This is a genomic window from Chitinophaga sancti, from assembly GCF_034087045.1.
GTDB classification, from domain to species: domain Bacteria; phylum Bacteroidota; class Bacteroidia; order Chitinophagales; family Chitinophagaceae; genus Chitinophaga; species Chitinophaga sancti_B.
Window position 1 is genome coordinate 6,085,154 of record NZ_CP139247.1, and the last position, 21,873, is coordinate 6,107,026.

Annotated in this window: 19 protein-coding genes; 14 read left to right on the top strand and 5 right to left on the bottom strand. The window is 44.4% G+C overall.

Features of this window, described 5'->3' with window-relative positions:
* The first annotated feature begins 388 nt into the window (after positions 1–388).
* The 4 genes from SIO70_RS24615 to SIO70_RS24630 all read left to right on the top strand — a co-directional run bounded on the left by SIO70_RS24615 (position 389) and on the right by SIO70_RS24630 (position 7,138).
* Positions 389–3,730, top strand: a complete 3,342-nt coding sequence (locus tag SIO70_RS24615) for a SusC/RagA family TonB-linked outer membrane protein (RefSeq protein ID WP_320575229.1) — start codon at positions 389–391, stop codon at positions 3,728–3,730.
* Between the two features lie 70 nt (positions 3,731–3,800).
* On the top strand, positions 3,801–5,156 hold the full coding sequence (locus SIO70_RS24620) for a RagB/SusD family nutrient uptake outer membrane protein (RefSeq protein ID WP_320575231.1): 1,356 nt from the start codon (positions 3,801–3,803) through the stop codon (positions 5,154–5,156).
* A 15-nt stretch (positions 5,157–5,171) separates the two neighbouring features.
* Positions 5,172–6,272 (top strand): TlpA disulfide reductase family protein, encoded by a 1,101-nt coding sequence (locus tag SIO70_RS24625; RefSeq protein ID WP_320575233.1) that lies wholly within the window; start codon positions 5,172–5,174, stop codon positions 6,270–6,272.
* Positions 6,273–6,526: 254 nt separating this feature from the next.
* A complete protein-coding gene (locus SIO70_RS24630; protein ID WP_320575236.1) occupies positions 6,527–7,138 on the top strand; it encodes a hypothetical protein in 612 nt (203 codons plus the stop codon).
* A 362-nt stretch (positions 7,139–7,500) separates the two neighbouring features.
* Here SIO70_RS24630 and SIO70_RS24635 read toward each other — a convergent pair whose 3' ends face one another.
* On the bottom strand, positions 7,501–7,860 hold the full coding sequence (locus SIO70_RS24635) for a hypothetical protein (protein ID WP_320575238.1): 360 nt from the start codon (positions 7,858–7,860) through the stop codon (positions 7,501–7,503).
* Positions 7,861–8,188: 328 nt separating this feature from the next.
* Positions 8,189–9,334 carry a PAS domain-containing sensor histidine kinase gene (locus SIO70_RS24640; protein ID WP_320575240.1) on the bottom strand — a complete coding sequence of 382 codons (1,146 nt, stop codon included), beginning with the start codon at positions 9,332–9,334 and terminating at the stop codon, positions 8,189–8,191.
* A gap of 492 nt (positions 9,335–9,826) precedes the next feature.
* Between SIO70_RS24640 and SIO70_RS24645 the strand changes: the two genes are divergently transcribed.
* Positions 9,827–9,991: a DUF1328 family protein gene (locus SIO70_RS24645; RefSeq protein ID WP_116856480.1), complete on the top strand. Its 165-nt coding sequence runs from the start codon at positions 9,827–9,829 to the stop codon at positions 9,989–9,991.
* Positions 9,992–10,035: 44 nt separating this feature from the next.
* Here SIO70_RS24645 and SIO70_RS24650 read toward each other — a convergent pair whose 3' ends face one another.
* Complete coding sequence (locus tag SIO70_RS24650; protein WP_320575246.1) at positions 10,036–10,638, bottom strand: hypothetical protein; 603 nt, start codon at positions 10,636–10,638, stop codon at positions 10,036–10,038.
* A 444-nt stretch (positions 10,639–11,082) separates the two neighbouring features.
* On the opposite strand from SIO70_RS24650, the gene SIO70_RS24655 reads away from it, so the two are divergent.
* From SIO70_RS24655 to SIO70_RS24685, 7 genes are all read left to right on the top strand, one after another.
* Positions 11,083–11,799, top strand: a complete 717-nt coding sequence (locus SIO70_RS24655) for a pirin family protein (protein ID WP_320575248.1) — start codon at positions 11,083–11,085, stop codon at positions 11,797–11,799.
* A 63-nt stretch (positions 11,800–11,862) separates the two neighbouring features.
* The gene (locus SIO70_RS24660; protein ID WP_320575250.1) at positions 11,863–12,441 is read left to right on the top strand and encodes a nitroreductase family protein; all 579 of its coding nucleotides are present in this window, start codon (positions 11,863–11,865) and stop codon (positions 12,439–12,441) included.
* An 11-nt stretch (positions 12,442–12,452) separates the two neighbouring features.
* On the top strand, positions 12,453–12,764 hold the full coding sequence (locus SIO70_RS24665) for a hypothetical protein (protein WP_320575252.1): 312 nt from the start codon (positions 12,453–12,455) through the stop codon (positions 12,762–12,764).
* Between the two features lie 125 nt (positions 12,765–12,889).
* Complete coding sequence (locus SIO70_RS24670) at positions 12,890–13,738, top strand: pirin family protein (protein ID WP_320575254.1); 849 nt, start codon at positions 12,890–12,892, stop codon at positions 13,736–13,738.
* 56 nt (positions 13,739–13,794) lie between these two features.
* A complete protein-coding gene (locus SIO70_RS24675; RefSeq protein WP_320575256.1) occupies positions 13,795–14,730 on the top strand; it encodes a ring-cleaving dioxygenase in 936 nt (311 codons plus the stop codon).
* Between the two features lie 96 nt (positions 14,731–14,826).
* Entirely contained in the window at positions 14,827–15,120 is a 294-nt protein-coding gene (locus SIO70_RS24680; protein ID WP_320575258.1) for a GNAT family N-acetyltransferase, read from the top strand.
* Between the two features lie 50 nt (positions 15,121–15,170).
* Complete coding sequence (locus SIO70_RS24685; RefSeq protein ID WP_320575260.1) at positions 15,171–15,791, top strand: alpha/beta hydrolase; 621 nt, start codon at positions 15,171–15,173, stop codon at positions 15,789–15,791.
* Positions 15,792–15,856: 65 nt separating this feature from the next.
* Here SIO70_RS24685 and SIO70_RS24690 read toward each other — a convergent pair whose 3' ends face one another.
* Both SIO70_RS24690 and SIO70_RS24695 read right to left on the bottom strand, forming a co-directional pair.
* Positions 15,857–16,438 (bottom strand): Crp/Fnr family transcriptional regulator, encoded by a 582-nt coding sequence (locus tag SIO70_RS24690; RefSeq protein WP_320575262.1) that lies wholly within the window; start codon positions 16,436–16,438, stop codon positions 15,857–15,859.
* Between the two features lie 9 nt (positions 16,439–16,447).
* Positions 16,448–17,599, bottom strand: a complete 1,152-nt coding sequence (locus tag SIO70_RS24695; RefSeq protein ID WP_320575264.1) for a helix-turn-helix domain-containing protein — start codon at positions 17,597–17,599, stop codon at positions 16,448–16,450.
* Positions 17,600–17,885: 286 nt separating this feature from the next.
* Between SIO70_RS24695 and SIO70_RS24700 the strand changes: the two genes are divergently transcribed.
* Both SIO70_RS24700 and SIO70_RS24705 read left to right on the top strand, forming a co-directional pair.
* Positions 17,886–20,741 (top strand): TonB-dependent receptor, encoded by a 2,856-nt coding sequence (locus tag SIO70_RS24700; RefSeq protein WP_320575266.1) that lies wholly within the window; start codon positions 17,886–17,888, stop codon positions 20,739–20,741.
* A 13-nt stretch (positions 20,742–20,754) separates the two neighbouring features.
* Positions 20,755–21,564 carry a tyrosine-protein phosphatase gene (locus tag SIO70_RS24705; protein WP_320575268.1) on the top strand — a complete coding sequence of 270 codons (810 nt, stop codon included), beginning with the start codon at positions 20,755–20,757 and terminating at the stop codon, positions 21,562–21,564.
* The last annotated feature ends 309 nt before the right edge of the window (positions 21,565–21,873 follow it).

Below are 21,873 nucleotides of genomic sequence, written 5' to 3' on the forward strand. Positions count from 1 at the left end.
TCATTATTTGCCTGAAGCGGCTGACGAAAGCTTCAGGGTGGAATACCTGTGCCTGAAGAAAAGTTACGGACTGCAATTCGTAGCCGAATAAATCATTAAGGCTTTTATTTCCAAACGCATACTATGCCTGGAGCAACGACTACGGACTGCAATTCTTAACCGAATAAATCATTAAGGCTTTTATTTCCAAACGCATACTATGCCTGGACCAACGACTACGAACTGCAATTCGTAGCCGAATAAATCAGCATAGACTTATACACGCTGCCACACAAAAAACCGCTACAGACTGCAATCCGTAGCGGCATAAATCAGTATGGCCTTTTAAAACTGAATGTATCCCGACTAAAAGAAACATTTCATTAATCAACCAAACCTCTTCAAATTTATGCAATTCGTTGCTTATTACGAAGCCCTGTGTGAACCAGGGCCCTGGACCAAAATCTTTCGCACCATGCGATTCATCGCCTACTTAATGTTCGTATGCTGCCTGCATGTCAGCGCCAAAAGCGTTTCTCAGTCCATCACCTTCTCCGGCCGCAATGTGCCTATGAAAACTGTACTGGACGCTATCGAAAAGCAAACCGGGTACGTCTGTTTCTCTAACGGCAGTGTACTCGCCCACGCAAAACCAGTGAATGTAGATGCTACACATCTCGACCTTTCCGTATTCCTGGACCTGGTGCTCCATGACCAACCACTGGAATATACGATTGAAAGCAAAACGATCATCATCAGGAAGAAAACCACCCTTCCCTACGTCCTCCCTGTCATGGATGCACAACCCCTCACCATCAAGGTCACGGGTATCATCACAGATGATAAAGGCGTGGCCCTCCCCGGTGTATCAGTAAGAGTTAAAAACAGCAAAGACGGCACTGTGACAGATGCTCATGGTGTATACTCCCTGGAAAATGTGGATGAAAATGCACTACTTGTTTTTACCTTCATCGGTTACACAACGCAGGAAATTCCGGTAAGAGGAAAACGTATTATCTCCATCAGTCTCACCCGCGCGTTGAACAAACTGGATGAGACGGTCGTGCAGGCATATGGCGCTACTTCCAAACGCTACAACACGGGCAATATCGACAAGGTCTCCGCCGAAGAACTCATGCTGCAGCCCGTCGAAAACCCGCTGGCAGCATTGGAAGGCAGGGTACCCGGTATGATCGTCACACAAAGTTCCGGTATACCTGGTTCTACTTTCAAAGTGGAAATCAGGGGTCGCATGGCATTTGACAAAAACCTCTCTGACGACCAACCCCTCTTTATTGTGGATGGCGTACCCATGGCGGCCAATAATAGCAAGATCAATAAACTCACTTCTGCTGCAGGTGTACTGCTGAACTCTGGTATCAGCCCTTTCAACAGTATCAATATGAACGATATCGCCAGCATTGAAGTACTGAAAGATGCTGATGCGACCGCTATTTATGGTAGTCGTGGTGCGAATGGCGTAATATTGATCACCACCAAAAGAGGAAAACCGGGCAAAACCAGACTGAACGTAAGTCTGAGTCATGGCATCAGTAAAGTAACCCGCACTGTACCCATGATGAATACACAGGAGTACCTGCAAATGCGTCGTGAGGCATTCACCAACTCCAACACCACTATGACGGCTGCCAATGCCTATGACCTGCTCGCTTATGATACCACCCGATATACTGACCTGACTAAACTCTTCATTGGCAATACCGCTACTACAACAGATGCACAGGCTTCTATAACGGGTGGTACCGTCAATACACAATACATACTTGGCACCGGGTATCATTACCAGACGACCGTATACCCCGGCGACAGCCATGAACAAAGAGGTTCTATGCACATTGGCATTACCAGCAAATCTGATGATAAACGGTTCAACCTGAACTTTAGTGGCGGTTACTCTGTAGACCAGAATAATATTCCTGCCACTGATATCTCTTCTGTAATGCAGTTACCGCCCAACTTCCAGATCTATGATTCACTGGGAAATTATGCATGGAATGAAGGAGGGATCACTGCAAAAGATAATCCGCTGGCTTTGTACCTGAACCAAAATTACCGCATCACGACCAGCAACCTGCAAGGGAATTTATTGTTAGGCTATAGAATCCTGCCTAACTTAGAACTCCGTACCAGCCTGGGTTATAACAGCACCATTGCCGATGAGCAAAAGAAAATGCCGCGTGCTGCACAGAACCCATCCAAAGGTTCGGCTACCGGCTCATTACAGTTAGGCAATAATCAGTTTAAGAGCTGGATTGTAGAACCACAGATTGAATACAACACGCATATCTCCAAAGGGAAACTTACTTTATTGGGCGGCGCCACCTTCAATGCGATCAGGAATAATAGTTTAATGATTATTGCGACTGGCTATACCAGCGATGAGTTATTAGGCACACTGGCAGCAGCAGGTACCAACAGCATTTCCACTACCAATAGTAATAACGACTATCGCTACCAGGCCTTCTTTGCCAGGGCCAATTACAATTATGGCAACAGGTACCTGGTCAACATTACAGGTAGAAGAGATGGTTCCAGCCGTTTTGGTCCACAATATCGCTTTTCGAATTTTGGATCATTGGCAGGTGCGTGGTTATTTACCAATGAACAATTTCTTTCTAAACAGGAAGTGCTGAGTTATGGTAAGATCAGGGCTAGTTATGGATTGACGGGCAATGATAAAATTGGTGATTATAAATACCTGGATAGCTGGAAAGCAACGAGCTATAACTATACTGATTCGGCATCCCTCTACCCTACTATCCTGTATAATCCCAATCTCCACTGGGAAAAGAATATCAAGACAGAAGTGGCGATGGAACTGGGTTTCCTGAAGGATAAGCTGCTCACTACAGTGGCGCTGTACCGCAATATATCTTCCGATCCGCTGGTGGGGTATCCCTTACCGTATGCAACAGGGTTCTCCTCCATTACGGCAAACCTGAATGGAGTATTGATTGAAAACAGAGGCATTGAGATCTCTATCAATACTACGAATGTTCAAACAAAAACATTTAGCTGGAGTAGTTATCTGAATGTGACGATTCCACAGAACCGGCTTGTTAAATATCCGAATCTGGCTACCTCTACTTATGCAAATCAGTATAAGCTGGGCGAGTCATTGAATCTGATTTATGGCAGTGTTTATAAGGGTCTTGATTCCAATGGTTTGTATAGCATCAAAGATGTAAATAAAGATGGATTGGGAAATGCCAGTGATTATGCAGTACATGGAAAAACGGATCAACGGTTGTATGGTGGCTTGTCTAATACGGTTTCGTACAAAGGATTTCAGCTGGATTTCCTGTTTCAGTTTGTAAAACAGACAGGCATGAATTTCAGGTCGAATGGATTGTATAATCCTCCCGGTACGATGTACAACCAGCCTAAGTTATTGCTGGATCGCTGGCAGAAACCCGGCGATCAGAGTGCGAATCAGAAATATACCTTATCAGCAGGATCAATTACGGGAACGAGTGGCTATTATGCAATGATGTTCTCTGATTACAGGTATAGTGACGCTTCTTATATCCGGTTGAAGAATGTGTCGCTGGCATATACCATTCCGCAGGAGGTGCTCAAAAGGCTACGTATGGTTTCCTGCAGGGTATATGTGCAGGCGCAGAATCTGCTGACGATGACTGGTTACCAGGGAGGCGATCCGGAAACACAGAATTATTTGTATATGCCACCACTGAGAACGATTGTGGGAGGAATTCAATTGAATCTCTGATCTGTGAAAATTTGATAAGATAAATTACATGCCACCATTGACAATTTTCTAGTCTTTAAAACTAAATTACATGTTCCGTCGATATATATTTTTAATCACCCTTACACTCGCAGGTTGTACCAAATTCGTAGAAGTAGCGGAGCCAATAGACCAGATCCCATCCAATGTCGTATTTGACGACGACACCAAAGCTGCCGCTGCGGTAAGAGGCTTATACAGTGTAATGATTTCCGCCTTATATGCTCCATTTGGCGGGAGCCTGAGCGTATGCGCGGGCCTTGCCTCTGACGAACTCATTACCACGTCGACCCTGGTAGATTTTACAGACTTCCAGAATAATGCCATCAGCACTTCCAATGCTAAAAGCGGTTCCGGCCTGTGGGGGAATTTATACACCACCATTTACCAGGCAAATGCCGTTCTGCAGGGATTGGAGAATTCTCCCAATGTAACCCCTGCAGCGAAGTTATGGATTGGCGGCGAAGCACACTTTTGCCGTGCATTGTATTATTTCTATTTAGTGAATCTGTATGGACCTGTGCCCATGCCACTGACCACTGATTATACCACGAATACTTACCTGCCCCGCACTTCTATAGATTCTGTTTATAATTTAATCATTTCCGATTTACAAACAGCACAAAGTAATCTGGATAATAACTACACTGCCCCTGGCAATAGAGTAAGACCGAATAAATGGGCGGCCACTGCATTACTGGCAAGAGTTTATTTGTACCGCCAGCAATGGCAGGCAGCGATTGAACAATCTACTGCCGTGATCAACTCCGGGTATTATGCATTAGAGCCACTGAACAATGTATTTCTCAATGCTGGCAAGGAGAATATTTTACAACTCGTCTCCCCGGGTACCAACCTGTATACATGGGATGCTTATGTATTTGTGAACCTGAAAGCACATCTCGCCTCTAACCTGCTCCTGAATAGTTTCGAAGAAGGTGATAACAGGAAAACAAGCTGGCTCACGAAAGTGACGATTAGTAATACCACCTACTACGCACCTTATAAGTACAAAGTATCTGTTGGTACCGGTACTGCAAAAACAGAGAATACCACGCTATTAAGATTAGGTGAACAATACCTGATCCGTGCCGAAGCTTATGCCAATGCAGGAGATATCGCATCTGCCAGGGCTGATTTGGATTCGATCAGGAACAGGGCTGGCCTGCCGCTCATGACGGAAAGCATTACCCAACAGGCATTATTAGACACTATTCTGCACGAAAGAAGGATTGAATTATTCTCTGAACTGGGCCACAGATGGCTGGATGTAAAAAGAAGCGGAAAAGCAGATGCCATATTCGGTGCCGTGAAATCAGGCTGGACATCGACTGATATTTTATTTCCTCTTCCAATGACTGACATACAACGTGATCCGAATTTAACTCAAAACGAAGGTTATAATTAAACAAAAGCTACTCCCATGCGATTATTATTCACATTATTACTCCTGCCTGCATTTGTATTTGCGCAAAAAGGCGATTACAAAGTAGAAGGTAAAATGTCTAACTGGAAAGGAACTGATTCCCTCGCCTATTCTGTTGACAGCAAGCGGGATACCATTGTGGTGCACGATGGTAAATTCTCCCTCAGATTCAAACTGGAACAGCCAGCATTGATGTACATCCGGAAACTCGATTTCACAAATGAAAAACAAACACCGGATGTTATCAAAATATATGCAGAGAAAGGTACGGTCAGGATCACTGGTACTGATTCATTAAAGTATGCAAAGATAAAAGGTGGACCAGTGAATACGGTGTATGAAGAGCGGTCTAATGTGATCATTCCCTTGAACAAGCATTTAATGGAGGTACGCGCAGCGATTGAAAAATATCCGAAAGGACCACAGCGTGATTCATTTGCAAAAACAGTAACGGGTGATTTTGTGGCTACGCAGGATTCTATCGCAAATTATTTATTGAATTTTGTAAAAGCACATCCACATTCATTTATTGCATTGCAAACGATCAGTGACATGGCTGGTCCCGCAGTAGATTACAACAAATACCATCCGTTATTTGAAGGCATTGATGAGTGGTTGCGTAAAACACCTTTAGGTATTACCTTCGGCGAAAGACTCACCATTGCCCGTAACCTGGCTCCTGGCGCCAAAGCACCGGCGTTTACTTCTATGGATTTAAAAGGGGATAGTCTGGCGCTGTATACCGTGTTAAAACAGGGGAAGGTGACGTTGGTAGATTTCTGGGCGAGTTGGTGTGGGCCTTGCAGAGCAGAGAATCCGAATGTGGTGAAGGCGTATCAGGCATATCATGAAAAAGGGTTTAATATCCTGAGTGTATCGCTGGATAGCAACCATGAAAAGTGGGAGGCCGCGATAGAAAAAGATGGTATGCCATGGTATCATGTAAGTAGTTTGAAAGGCTGGGAAGAGCCAGTAGCAGTGTTGTATGATATTCATGCCGTACCGGATAATTTGTTGCTGGATAGCCATGGAAAGGTGATAGCGAGAGGGTTGAGAGGAGCCAAACTGGCAGAGAAGCTGGCGGAGTTGTTAAAATAAAATTGAAAATAGCCGGGATAAGAATATCCCGGCTTACTTCGTAAACCTACAACTGTTATATACGCTTGTTATTACACTTTTTAAAGCAGCATAAAATTGCCTAATCCTAACTGAACCTACAAACGAAATTCCCTGAATCAGACAAATCGCCCTCTGAAGTAGAAAAATCCCCTTACGAACATCACCGTCACTCTTGACCGCTATCATGTAAAAACGCTCACGTCGGTAATACCTTTGTTAAAACCAGTTATACTATGGAAAAGATTCTCTTTGTAACCGACGCACAGCAACTAAGCAACAAAGCAATGGATTTTGCCGGTTTTATCTGTCAGTTATCTAAATCAAAACTGACAGGTATTTTCCTGGAGAACAGTGCTGCCGGCGGTTTTAAAAAGGCGTGTGATGCGAGGAGTATAGTAGGCGTGCTGCACCCTGATACCGTGATTACAAGTGCCGGTGTGGTTGCAGAAAGCCGTTTTGCAGACCTGGTGCTGCTACAACCCGATGGTATAGCGCTGCATGGTGCAGCATGTCCTGTTGTGGTAATGCCCTCACATTTTGAAGGATTAGACCAGCTGGTATTCATCTACGACGGTGAAGCTGCCAGTATTAACGCTATCAAACAATTTACTTACCTGTTCCCTGATCTGAAAGATCTGCCGGTAAACGTAGTGTGCTTAACTGACCATGAGGAAGAACTGGGAAAATGGTTTACCAGCCATTACAGGGATGTGACCTTTACACATCATACACTGCCCGAGTTGAGAGAATACCTGGGATGTAAGGAAAGGGCATTTATTGTAGTGAACAATGAGTTGCCATCTCAGCGGATGTCCAGCCAGGCATTGTTTGTCTGCAACAACTAACACATACATTACCTATTACACTATACCTATGACTAAATCTTAACAACGACGACGACGAGCAATGTTAACCCATAATCCATCGTAACAAGGTGCAATCCCGATGCAGGGCTGATCTCTAAAAAAGATCAGCCCCTTTCTTTTTACTGAAAAGGAGCTGAGTGGTTTGTACTTACTGTTCAGCCCTTACCATGGCTGCAGGGGGGCTGCCCATTCTGTGATACAGCGATTTTATGAGTTGATTGGTATTTGATCTTTTTCTGAATATAGAAGTCTATTCTTCAGTTTTCAAGTTCTTATATTTCAGGATTTTAACATTTTTGTGGTAAAGGCATGCTGGTACCTGGTTTCAGACCAAAAGATCCTTATAGCACCCCAGCTCCCATTTCATCCTGTATTTTAAGTGTCAGGTGATCGGTACGTGTGGTGAGCAGCCAGTTAAGACCGCTCTTGCGCAGCACCTGCACAGACAGGCCTATTTGTCTGTAAAAATCCTTTTCCACTTCAGCTACAGTTCTATCTTCACTAATATCGATCCAGCCGAAGCTGTGTATCATACGAATATCTTCGATGGGGGTATTCAATGGCCACTTCTCATTGCGGGGGCATCCTTCCCCTGCTTCATGAGGGTGCTTATAAAATTCCAGTCTTAGATGAGGATATGCTTCCTGAAACTTGTCCTGGATATTTTGCAGCATGTCTTCTTCGCTGATATAAATTTCCATGGTGCACGTATTTAACTGTGATAAAAGCATATTAGTCGCTTTAGTGAGTTCGTAATTTTCGTAATTAGCGTCGGTCGTAAAGGGCTGGTTAATCGTCTTTAGGAGATAAATTTAGGACGGCTGTCATTGGTCAGCAATGACAGTGATCAGCGTAAGGGGTGCTTAAAATCAGTAAGCAGGTGAAATGGGGCGATTGGAGGGAATCGGGCTATATACCAGCGTACATGTAAAACAGGGATAATTCGAAATAAGTTAACAACCCTACTTATATAACCAACGACCGGCTGGCGAAAAGGTGGCTTACCGGCTATATCTAAATAAATATCAATTAATTATGGGGCCTCAACGTAATCCGGAACTCCGTCCCTTGATCCAACTCACTAATACACTCAATCTTCCCATTCATCAACTCTGTATACTTCGCCACTATATGTAATCCCAACCCAGTCCCCTGTATATTCGACACATTCTCCCCTCTAAAAAACCTTTCAAATAAATGTTGCTGATCCTCCTTCGAAATCCCCACCCCATGATCTTTCACAGACAGCTCCAATTCATCCCCCACATACGTAGTCCTCAACTCCACCGGCTTCCCGGTTGGCGAGAACTTTATAGCATTAGACAATAAATTGATAATAATATGCTTAATTAAAACCGGGTCAAGCGTCAGTATCGTCTTCCCTATATGATCATATTCTATTTCCTGCCCTGGTCTAAGCAGTCCAAAGAGTTCGCTGATAATATTCTCTATGTGCGCCCTGATATCAAATTCCGAATACCGTACCTGAATCGCTCCTTCTTCTATCTTCCCAACCGAGAGGAAATCGTTCAGAATATCCGTCAACATATTCACGGCCGATTTGATCCGCTCTATGTGCTTATACCGCTTGGGCTGTTCCTCCGTGGTTTCATACTTGGCTATCAGGAAGATCGATGACAGGATCGTACTCAGCGGTGTTCTGAATTCATGCGACGCCATTGTTACGAACCGCGACTTCAATTCATTCAGCCCCTTCTCCTTTTCCAACATCTCACTAAGCGCCTTGGTACGTTCATCTACCTTGGCCTCCAACTCTGAATTGAGGTTAATGAGTGCCTGCTCTGAAGCCTTGCGGGCAGAAATATCACTTACAAAAGCGACCACAAAGTGGCCGCCATCGGTAACATAGTTACCAAGACTCACTTCCACTGGAAACTCATTCCCATCCTTACGGCGGGCAAAAAGTTCCAGACCAACACCCATCGGACGATTCCGGGGATGCTTATTGAAACCATCCCTGTGCTGAACATGTTTGTGCTGAAAACGGGTAGGCACAAGAAGCTCTATGAGCTGGCCCAGCACCTCATCTTCTTTATAGCCAAATTGGTTGAGCAGGAAAGGATTTGCAAGTATAATCCTACCCTTTTCATCTGTTACAATAATACCAATGGTGGCATTATTGAATAATACGTCGAAGCCTATTTTACTAATCATTGCTGGGAGTAAAATTAATAAAAGACACTTACTAAAAAAATGATAAAATTAGTTGCCAATACCAAACATCCCCTTAATATTGGAATCAGGCACCTGCATAAAAGGAAATCCTTCACTAACCAATATATCCGCTTATCGACCATGCTACCTATCGTTCAGGTATCTACGATTCACACTTACCGGGCCATCTGAGTATTGAACTCCCTGACAGCAACATACAATTTATAAGCACTGACTGCTGTAAAATATACAATTCATGGAGACTTCCCCCTAAATTGTTGAATAAGGCAGCCCCTGCTATAAGGAATAAGCCATATTTTCTTTAAAAAAAGGGTAGTTTCACCGTACTGATGGGGTCCCGATACATACTTTGTGGAAGTTAGGTCACACATTCTCTTCCAAATCACCCTCCAGACCTGCTTTTCCTCTCCGGCATTATTTTAGATTTATATACCATGACAATACATTTCCTCATTATAAAATCTTAAAGTTATGTTACGCTGGACAGTCACATTCTTAATTATCGCTTTAGTCGCTGCTTTGTTTGGTTTTGGTGGTATCGCAGCCAGTGCAGCAGGCATTGCAAAGATCATCTTCTTCATCTTCCTGATCCTGCTGGTTATTTCTCTGGTTATGGGCAGAAGAAGCCGCATATAAAAGTAAAAACGCTTCTGCTCTTCAACAGTAGAAGCGTTTTACTTTTATAAATTGAATATACAGTTCACGCCATATACGTTTGGCCTGTAACTGGTTAGCCCCTTCATATAGGTGAACTTGATTTCCAGGTTATGCCTGCGGCGATGCCCCATGCCTATTCGGAAACCCGCATTACCAGTCACACCCAATGTACTGTTATCTGAAGTTTTGTAATTTCCATTGTCATCATAATAATTACTGTATTCATCGGTAGACAGGTGGTATCCATAACCCGCACCTGCAAAGAATCCCCATTTCTTATGGCCACCTTTCACGGCACCCGCTCCATAGTTGAAGTTCAGGATCACAGGAATATCCAGCATGAATCCAATGCTGCTCGTACTATTATAATAATAACCATCATAGGCATCTGACGAATACCCCCCGTTCACGCCAAAGCTAATAGGAATACCGACAGAAAAAGAGGTATTCTCCTGCTCAGCAAAAAACAAAGCCGGTGAATAGGTAAAGGTAAAATTGACTTTGGTATCCATGTACTGGGCATCTTCTACTGAGATACCCGCACCAAAGCCATTCTTAAAATGTTGGGCAAAAGACGATTGCATGCACGATAAGGCTACGGTAGCCAGCAGTAAAACTTTTTTCATTTTTGGGTGTAGAGTATTGATTTATAATAAGTACGAAATTGTCCCGCCGCGCACATCCGGCTGTTTATGGATCATGCCTTTGCATAATATGGCCGGAGTTCCACGTTATAAACCTGGCTCCTGCATTTACGACGACACCTGTGCTTTGATATGTAATATTTTGGACGGCTCTGTGAAATGGCACGCCCGGTGAAACTCCCCAAATTAAAACGGTTAGACCCGATGGGCTCACTTTCATTCGCGAAACAAACGTCTACCCAAAACTTAAACTGTTGGCCCACAATGGGTTGCATAAACAATTTGCCTAAGGCAAATAATAGCAATGTAGCTTTCATATATAGGTGTTAGGGTAAAACGGGCCTAAAGATATCAATTTTCTTAATCCAGATTAATGGTTTACTCAAGTAAATAGTTCGATATTTGTTCCAACAAATGAAATAAACAATGGCAAAAACAATTCTTCATACAGCAACTACCAGAGGACATGCCGCACATGGCTGGCTCGATAGTCATCATACATTTAGTTTTGCAGGTTATTACAATCCTGACAGAATGCGGTTCGGCGCCCTTAGGGTATTGAACGACGATATCGTAGCCGGTGGGCGTGGTTTTGACACCCACCCACACGACAATATGGAAATCATCAGCATTCCCCTCGAAGGCGATCTGGAGCACAAGGATAACCTGGGTAACAAAATCATCATCAAACAGGGTGACATACAGGTCATGAGCACCGGCACCGGGGTATTCCACAGTGAATACAACGCTAACGCCGACCGGCCGGCCAAGTTTCTTCAGATCTGGGTATTTCCAAACCAGCTGAATGTGACACCAAGGTATGACCAGATCACACCCGACCTGACACAAAAGAACCAGTTGCACCAGATCCTGAGCCCTGATCCTGACGATGCAGGTACCTGGATTTACCAGGCTGCATGGTTCAACATAGGTCGCTTCGATAAGGACTTTTCTACCAACTATCATATTCAGCAACCAGGCAATGGCGTATATGCATTTGTGATTAAAGGCCGCTTCAACATAAACGGACAGGAACTGGATGCGAGAGATGGCTTTGGTATATGGGATACAGACAGTTTTTCGTTGACAGCTTTAGAAAGTGATGCGGAAATATTGCTGATGGATGTACCTTTAAAACCGTAAATTATACAAATACTAATCAGCCCCGCTAATAATGTGGGCTATAACTTTGCAAAATTCTCTTTTATGCCATCATCAGTTAAGATCGCACAGACATCACACAAGGTATTGGATTTAATCAAAGAACGCTGGAGCCCCCGCTCCTACTCTGGTACGCCAGTGACAGAAGAAGAAATACTGACGATCCTGGAAGGTGCCAGCTGGGCGCCAAGTGCGAACAATTCACAACCATGGCGCTACGTATACGCATTAGCAGGTACTCCGGGTTTTGACAAACTGTATTCTGCACTGATGCCAGGCAACCAGCCATGGGCAAAGAATGCAGCTGCACTGGTACTGAGTATAGGTATCAAGGAACTGCCTGACCTGGAACAGAAGAATCACTACTATGCACACGATACAGGTATGAGCAACGCGTTCCTGCTGTTACAGGCAGATAGCATGGGCATCAATGGTCACGTGATGGCAGGTTTCCACAAACAGCAAATTGCTGAATCACTGGAACTGCCGGCGACTGAAGAACCACTGGTGATCATCAGCCTGGGTCGCAGAGACGATGCGGAGAAACTGGAAGAACCTTACAAATCAAGAGAGCTGGCACCAAGAACACGTAAGCCACTGTCTGAATTTACCAAACTGGTTTAAAACATTGCACTATGACAACCGGGCATACTAACATACTGGCAATCGGACGCAATGAAGAGATCATGATAGTGATGCAGCGATTGCTGAATGCTCCTGAAGACTGGTCCGGACAGGCCGTGACAACAGATGAAGCAGCGTACGAAGCCTTACAAAACACACCATACGACATCATTTTATTGTGTGCAGGAATTTCTCATGAAGAGGAGACAGCGCTGAGGGAACGGTTGTCAGCCCTTGCTCCTGCTGCCATCATCACCAGACATTATGGTGGTGGCAGCGGGTTGCTGAGGAACGAAATTTTATATCTTTTGGATCAGAGATAAATGGGATGGTGACTGTCAGTTGATAAGAAACGAAATTTAATTGCTGTTAGATCTGAGATCAATTGGATAATGACAGGCACTTGCTGAAGAACGAAATTTAATTGCTGCTAGATAAATAATAAATTATGAAAAAGGACATTACCCATATCCTGGCTGGCAGGAGCAAAAACATCACTGCTACGCAGACGGTGTTACAACCCCTGCCACATGCGGATTTCCGGTTTGCAAGCCCCTTTATCGTATTGCACCATGGCGGTCCTGATGTGATTCCAAAAGGATCTGACAGCCGTATTCATCCGCATCCACACAGAGGTTTTTCACCTGTTACTTTTCAGCTACAGGGACAGGCCCACCATAAAGATAATTTTGGCAATGATCAGTTGCTGAATGCAGGAGATGCCCAGTGGATGTTTGCGGGGAAAGGGATTCTCCATAGCGAAGGCCCTTCAGAACAGGAACACCGCAATGGTGGTGTGGAGGAAATTTTGCAGTTATGGGTGAATGTGCCTGCAGCAAATAAGTGGGATGATCCTAAATACCAGTTTGCCCCTAAATCAGCAATGCCAGTTGTATTGGATTATCTGAGATTGGTGAGTGGTAGTTTTGATGGTCAGACCGGTCCGGTAAACATTTCTTATACACCTGTGATATCCGCTGTGGGTGAGGTTCCAGCTGGAAAGACTTTAACATTTAATGTAGTCGCAAATTACTGGACGCTGGTATATATCGCCCATGGTAGTGTGAAAGTGAACGAGGTGACTGAAGTAGCAGAACATCATTTAATTGTATTCGATAAAACAGGTGATGAATTTACCATCACCACTACGGAAGATACGCAACTGCTCTTCCTTTCCGGTCAAGTCATTGACGAGCCGGTAGCAGCAAAAGATAACTTTGTAATGAACACAATGGCAGATGTAGACCAGGCCATTGAAGATTATAAGAATGGTTTATTCGGCACCCTGAACTACTAGCCCTACCTTATTGGCCGAAGGTTACAACATATTCAACTTTTAAAAAATCAACATTTATGGAAGATAGAATCTTAGGATTGCACCACATTACTGCAATCGCGGACAACGCTAAGCGGAATCTTGACTTTTATACCAATATACTGGGAGTTCGGTTTGTAAAGAAGACCGTGAACTTCGACGATCCGGGTACTTACCATTTCTATTTTGGTAATGAAACAGGTACACCCGGCACTATTCTTACTTTCTTCCCATGGGAAGGCATTGGCAAAGGTACTACCGGCACCGGTATGGCTACCGAAATCGGGTATACAGTACCTGAAGGCAGTCTTGAATTCTGGGCGGCACGCTTTAAAGAAAAAGGTGTGAAGCATGGTGAAATAGCAGAACGATTTGGAGAATTGTACCTTCCACTGGAAGATCCGGATGGACTGAAACTGAACCTGATCGTACCTAAGAATGTGGACGATCGTAAAGCATGGGAAACTGCGGATGTAAAGGCGGCACATGCAACAAAAGGTTTTCACAATGTAACTTTAAATTTACGTAGCATTGGCCCCACAGCAACTGTGTTGACTGAGATTTTAGGTTATCAGCCACAGGGTGTGGAAGGCAACAGGCATCGTTTTGTAACGGATGCAATTGGTAATGCGAATATTGTAGATCTTATTGAATCTCCAAAAGAAGCGGCAGGTAGAAATGCAGCCGGTACCAATCACCACGTGGCTTTCCGTGTGGAGAATGATGAGATCCTGATGAAATTCCGTGAGAAAGTAATGAAGAAGGGATTGAACATTACGCCGAAGATTGACAGGGATTATTTCTTCTCTCTTTACTTCAGAGAACCAGGTGGTGTGTTGTTTGAATTGGCGACAGATAATCCAGGTTTTACTGTGGATGAGCCGCTGGCAGAACTGGGACAGGATTTGAAGCTGCCTGCCCAGTACAGGGCCATGAGAGATGAAATTGAGAAAGTATTACCTGTTTTGAAATAAATAATATGGGCAGGGAATAGTTGTTGACCAGGTAATACTTTGCTATTGGAAGGTACTACCTGGTTAGCAAACACGCCCTCTTTTAAAACAATTGTTATGGAAGAAGTTGTAATCAGGCTTAACCAGAAAAATCATGGTGCTTTTTACCTGATGCTGGATAACGAACAGGTAGGTGAAATGATGATTGGGATAGATGGAGAAGTGCTTACTGCCTTTCACACTGAAATACATCATACACAGGAAGGTAAAGGACTGGCCAAACACCTGCTGGATGCGATGGTAGCTTATGCCAGGGAGCATAAACTGAAGGTAAGACCTTTGTGTATGTATGTACTGGCACAGTTTAAAAGACATCCGGAAGAATATGCAGATATCTGGTTGCAGCAATAAAGAACAGTTATGAAAAAGGGCAACCTTTTTCAGCAAAAAAGGAGACAATAATGACACATCAGAAAAATATAGTGACGGCAGGAGTGCCGCTCTCACAGGCAAAGAAGGCCCTGATCATGATACATGGACGTGGGGCGGGTGCACAGGACATCATTTCTCTGGCTACTTATCTGAATGTAGGTGATTATGCATTGCTTGCCCCACAGGCAAGTGGGCATACCTGGTATCCTTATTCATTTATGGCGCCGGTAGCGCAGAATGAACCGGGATTGAGCAGTGCTATTAGTATATTGGAATCTATTGTAGCCGATGTGATTGCCGCAGGCATTCCGGCATCCAACATCTACTTCCTGGGCTTTTCACAAGGGGCCTGTCTTACGTTGGAATACGTAACCCGTCATGCACAGCAGTATGGTGGCGTAGTGGCGTTCACCGGGGGTTTGATTGGCGCTTCTTTAGAGATGTCTAATTATAAGGGAGACTTTGCCGGCACACCTGTGTTCATCGGCAGCAGCGATCCGGATATGCATGTACCGGTGACAAGGGTTCGTGAAAGTGAAACGATCATGAAAACAATGGGCGCGGATATAACTGTAAAAGTATATCCGGGTATGGGCCACACCGTGAGCCAGGATGAGGTGGAAACCGCGAATGCATTGGTATTTAAATAAGCCCGGGAGCCACTTGTATAGGTATCTTCTGGTATTAAGTAAGGTACAAGCTATACACAAACTCTTTATGGCTTTTTAAACATCGTGCTCCTTACCTTACTGAGAAACTCTGGTGATACACCAATATATCGCGCTATCTGGTGTTGAGGTACCCGCTGTACGATTTGAGGGTACTTGTCAATAAAAGCCAGATAGCGCTCTTCAGCCGTCTGGGTAAGCGTTGCATAAAATCGTTGTTGCATTACGCCCAGTGAGCGCTGTACCAACATACGAAACACCTTTTCGAAGGCAGGGATCACATCAAAAAGGATCTTCTTATTTTCATAATTAATGATGAGCAGCTCACTATCTTCCAGCGTTTCTATATTCTGTGTGGAAGGTTGTTGTTCCGAAAAAGAGCTGAGGTCACTGACCCACCACCCTTCTACAGCAAAGTTCAATATCGTCTCTGTACCGCTTTTATCTACATAATAGGTACGGATACATCCTTTCAGGATGAATGCTTCAAACTGACAGATCTCCCCTTCTCTAAGCAGGAATTGTTTTTTCTTTACCTTTTTGAATGTTAAAAGGGAATGAAAGATTTCCGTTTCCTCAGAAGTGAGTTTTATATATTTCGAGACAAACTGGTCAAGTGCTTCAAACATGGGGCAAATTTAAACCACCCCGGCCAGATTTCGCATATATTCAGTGGGAGTTTGCCCGGTAATCTTTTTAAAGTACTGGTTGAAGCTGGATTTGGCTTTGAAGCCACAGTCGAAGGCGATGGTCAGCACATTAACAGGGAGGTTTCGGCTGGTCATGAACTGTAGTTTCTCAATAGCATGGCTGATGCGCCATTCATTTATAAACTGATAGAAGGATTTTTCGGCAAAGGCATTGAGTGCTTCGGAGATGTGGTATTTGCTGATGCCTACGCTGGCAGCGAGTTTGTCGAGGTTGAGATCGGCGTCGGTGTACAGGCGGGTTTGTCGGAGGTACTGGTCTAGTTTGGATAGGATCTCCTGGTGATCGGCGGCAGAAAGAGAGGTTTTGCGGGGAATGGGAACAACGGAGGTCAAAGAAGTAATTGGTTCAGTTAGTGCCAGGAAATTGACTGATTCAACGGAGCCTACCGGTTCTCCTTCCATTTTTATTGCAGGAATCTGAATCTGCGTTTGCAACCCTGCATACTTATACCTTATAATAATAACCGAAACAATCAACAAACAAGTATACACCAGCGCCCTGCAAAGGATCATATCACCCGGCTGCGCCCTTTTAAATAAAAACACCAAGGCTACCAGATAGATAGCCCAAAAAAGGTACGCCACCCACTCTATCAACCTCCGCTCCTGCGGCCTGTTTTGCAGATGCTTCCGCGCAATATTATAAGCCAGCAAAGTACAATACGCTGAAAACGTTACCGTCGTCCACGTGGTCGCATTATTATATATATTCAACGCAGCATACCCCGCCTCCTGACTAAAAGACAATACACAAATCACCGTCAGGTACCCCACAGCCCCCAATATAAACGGCAAAAACACATACCACCTCGTAGCCGGAATAAACGCCTCATTCTTCACCTTCATCGCATATAAATATAACAACGGCGCATAGCAAAACCCGATAAACGTATTCATCTGGTACCGCACATGCCCATCATTCACAAAGTTGAAAATATAAAACTTCGTCGCCAGATGCGCCGCAATACAAAACAACAACAGTATCAATAGCCCATCCGCCTTACTCCTCAACTTATTCGTGAGCAGTAACAACGAGGCTGTAATTGCCTGAAAAGTGCCTATAGCGATAACGTAGATCATGCCGGACAAATGTAAAAATCCAATGTTACCGTCATGTTAATTGCATGCTTACATCCAGCGAAAACAAACTTTCACCTGCTATTAAAAATGCCTGCTCCGGCAGGGGGCTCACTTTGATCAGCTAACTGTTATACAACTGGTAACAATTCCTTAACCCAACTTAACCATTTGAATTTCAATATTTGTACGTTCGTTTAGACTAAAAAACACGACCCGCAGTACTATTAGTTCGAGCCGGTCGAGGGAGAAATTTCCAGCATAGACCTTTGAGGAAAATTACCGATTTATGCATTTCCTTTTCAAGCAGTGCAGGCTACTGATTTTTTCGGGTATGCTTCTCCCGGCAGCCCTTTCTCATGCACAAACACTCAAAGGCACCGTCACAGGAAAGGACGGCCAACTCCCCGGCGCCTCCATACAGGCACCCGGTACAAAGCAGGGAACTGCCTCCGACCTGAATGGCAACTTTACACTAAATACACATACCACCGGTAAGGTGAAAATTTTAATATCCTATATAGGGCATACTACCCGTGAAATTGAATTGGATGTCAAATCCGGGATCACTGACCTTGGTAGTATCGCCCTGAACCCTGCAGGCGGTAATCTTGGGGAGGTACTGGTAAAGGGAACCATGGCACCTTCCCAAATGAAGGCCCTCAGCATCAAAAAGAACGCCCTCGCTATCATGGACGTGATTGCCGCTGATGCCATCGGCAAACTCCCTGATCGTAACGCTGCCGAAGCTGTACAACGCATACAGGGCGTGGCCGTATCCCGTTATCATGGCGAAGCAGATCAGGCCACCGTACGAGGTACGCCTTTCTCCTGGACCAGCACCTTATTAAACGGGACCCGTTTACCAAGTTCCAGCGCTACCGGTACCCGCAATACCGTACTGGATGTGGTACCTTCTGAAATGATCCAGTATGTGCAGGTGGCCAAAGCCATCACCCCGGATATGGAAGGCGATGCCATCGGGGGCAGCATCAACTTCATTACCCGTACCGCTCCTGATAAACGGATCTTCAACATGAGCGCCGCCGGTGGTTACAATACTTTCTCTCAGAATGGTACCTACAATGGCTCTGCCGTGTATGGTGATCGTTTCTTCCATGGTAAACTCGGTGTAATTGTAGCCGGCGCTATATGGGATAGACAATGGGGAACTGATTCCTACAATGTAACTTACAATACCAGCCTTGCAACTGCTTCACAGAAAAACGCTATCAGCACTGTTTTATTTAAGCGATACATGGGTCGCCGCCAGACCTACGGTGGAAATGTAGGACTGGAATATAAATTTAATTCGAACAACCGAATCTTCTTCCGCGGGTTATTAGACAAATTCAATGATATCCGTCCTGTATATGAGTCTTATGTAGATTATAACAATAGCCGTTATCAATATAACTACCGTTATTCTTATTATCAGACAGCGCTGAATGGGGGCGAGTTTGGCGGTGAACACCAGTTATCTCCAAAGTTGAAACTGGATTGGAGCGTGAGCGACTATACCTGCAAATTCTTTTTGGAAACCCCTCCTACCAATGCGACCAAAGGCCTGCCGATTGCTACTTTCCGCCAGAAGATCACAAGTGGATTTAATAACCTTTCTTCGGATGGTAAAAGATATTGGGGCTTTGATTCTCCGGATGGTATTGGTGGTGACCCCATGCATTTTCAATCAGGCGTAACTGATGGCACAGAAGTAATGAATGCCAGCAAACTCACCCTGCAACAACTGGTGATTTCACAGCTGGATACGAAGGAAGTAGACAAGACGGCGCAGGCGAACTTCAAATACAATGTATCATCCAAAGTAAATTTAAAGTTTGGCGGTAAATTCCGTCACAAGACGCATGATACTAATTTTGGTTCGACAGCCGTGTACCTTCCGGGTGCGGCACTGGGCATTTCAGGATCTCCGGCCCTGCTCACATTGAGTGGGCTGGATAGAATATCTTTCCCGAAAGCTGGCGGCTTCTTTAACAAAATGAATGGCAACTATGACCAGTATATGGTGGATCCGATTACGAAAGAGCAGTTGTACCAGTTGCTGGATACATCCAGTCTGCGTAAGAACGGGTTTATCAATTATACTTCTGCCAGCAATGCCACCAATATCTTTAATGGTACGGAAGATGTAACCGCGGGTTATGTAATGGCAGAGATCTCTGCAACTGACAAACTGAAGATTGTAGCAGGTGTACGTAATGAATATACTGCCCTGGACCTGCATGGCTCAAAGGCTGAGAAAGATGCGACCACCGGCGCTACGACAATTTCTGCTACGAATGTAAGCAACCATTACAACGCTTTATTGCCCATGGTGCATTTAAAATATGCACTGAATGACCATGCAAATGTAAGAGCGGCATTTACAAGAACTTTTATCCGTGCGGATTTTACGGCGCTTACACCAGGTCAGTCTATCGATAACTCTGCCTCTCCGGTAACTATTACCGCAGGTAATCCTGCATTGAAACCAACTTTCTCCAACAACTATGACCTGATGGGTGAATACTATTTCAATAACATCGGTCTGATATCAGGAGGGGTATTTTACAAGCAGATCTCTGATGTGATCTTTTCTGATAAAACCAGTACGGAGGATTATGTGATCACACAATCTAAAAATGCGGACAATGCACGCCTGCTGGGTTTTGAAGCGGGTATCAACAAGCGTTTTGATTTCCTGCCAGGGTTCTTTAGCGGACTGGGTGTGGAAATAAATTATACTTACATCGATTCTAAAGTAGACATTCCACGACTAACCACCACAGGCAAAGTCGTGGACAATTCTCCCCTGCCTAACCAGGCGAAAAACCTGTTCAATGCGATCCTCTTTTACGAGCGGAAAGGCGTGATGGTAAGACTGGCAGGCAATTACCGCGGTGCATCGGTAGAGACACTGGATCAGACCAATGGTAAGAATTTTTACATCTGGACAGATCAGAACTTTACGGTGGATGCTTCTGCTACTGTGACTTTGAGAAAAGGGCTGCGTGTATTTGTGGAATTAAATAATTTGACTGACTCTCCTATCCGGCAATATATGGGCGATAAGCGCCGCATCTACTCTGACGAGTGGTATGGAATAAAAGGCCAGGCTGGTATTCGCTGGGATATAATCAAATAATCAAACTGACATCATGAAGAAATTATTTTTGGCAGGCGCTATGCTGGTGCCTTACCTCGCTTTTGCCCAATTGGCTGATAGTTCTAAACGTGTGGTGCGCATGCAGGGAACTGTGAACTTCCGGGATGCCGGCGGGTACAAAACAAAATATGGCAAAACCGTTGCCTGGGGCAAAGTATACCGCTCTGCAGATGTAAGCAGGTTAACAGAACAGGATTTAAAAGTTTTATCCGGAAGACACATCCATACAGTCGTAGATTTTCGTGGTGTAAAGGAATCTGCTGCAGCACCGGATCATTTACTTCCTGATACAAAATATACCCTCAGCCCCGCCGGCAGCGACAGTTTGCCCGATGCCAAAGGCATGATCGAAGCGATCAAAAAAGGTGATTTCATGCTGAAGTTCTATAGTAATGTCACCCCACTGGGGGAACGTTACAAACCATTGTTCCAGCAGTTGCTCACCCTGCCCGATGGCGAAGCCATGCTGTACCATTGTACCGGCGGCAGGGATAGAACCGGGATGGCCACCGCTCTCTTTTTATATATACTGGGCGTAGATCAGGCTACCATAGAAGCAGATTATACTGCGAGCAATGTATACCTGGAACCCATGATGGGGAAAATGTTCCAAGGACTCACCATGGGAACGGGATTGAATGAGGCGCAGGTACGAAATGCGATGGAACTGAAACCTGAATATATCAGGGCGATGTTTGGGGCTATTAACGAGAAATATGGTAGTGTAGAGGGATTTTTTAAACAGGAAATGGGAATTGGCGAGAAGGAGTTGAAACAGCTGAGAAAGAAATATACAATTTAAAAACAGGCGGAAAATTAACCCCGCGGGGAAATTTAAACTCCCGGGTATATTAAACACCCGGGGAAATCAGAAACCCGCAAAAATTTAAGCACCCGCTAAGGAAAATTTAAATACCCTTAAAAAAAGCATTTGCCTTCGGGTGAATGCTTTTTTTTCTCGTGAGGAGATGGCCTGAAGCAGGCTAAAAGAGATTAATTTTATTCATTATATAAATTATTTATTTTACTAATAAAAACCAATCCTGTAATTATTCGCCCATTTAAAAACATCATCTTAGTATATTTATCGCATATTATTGATATTGCAGTG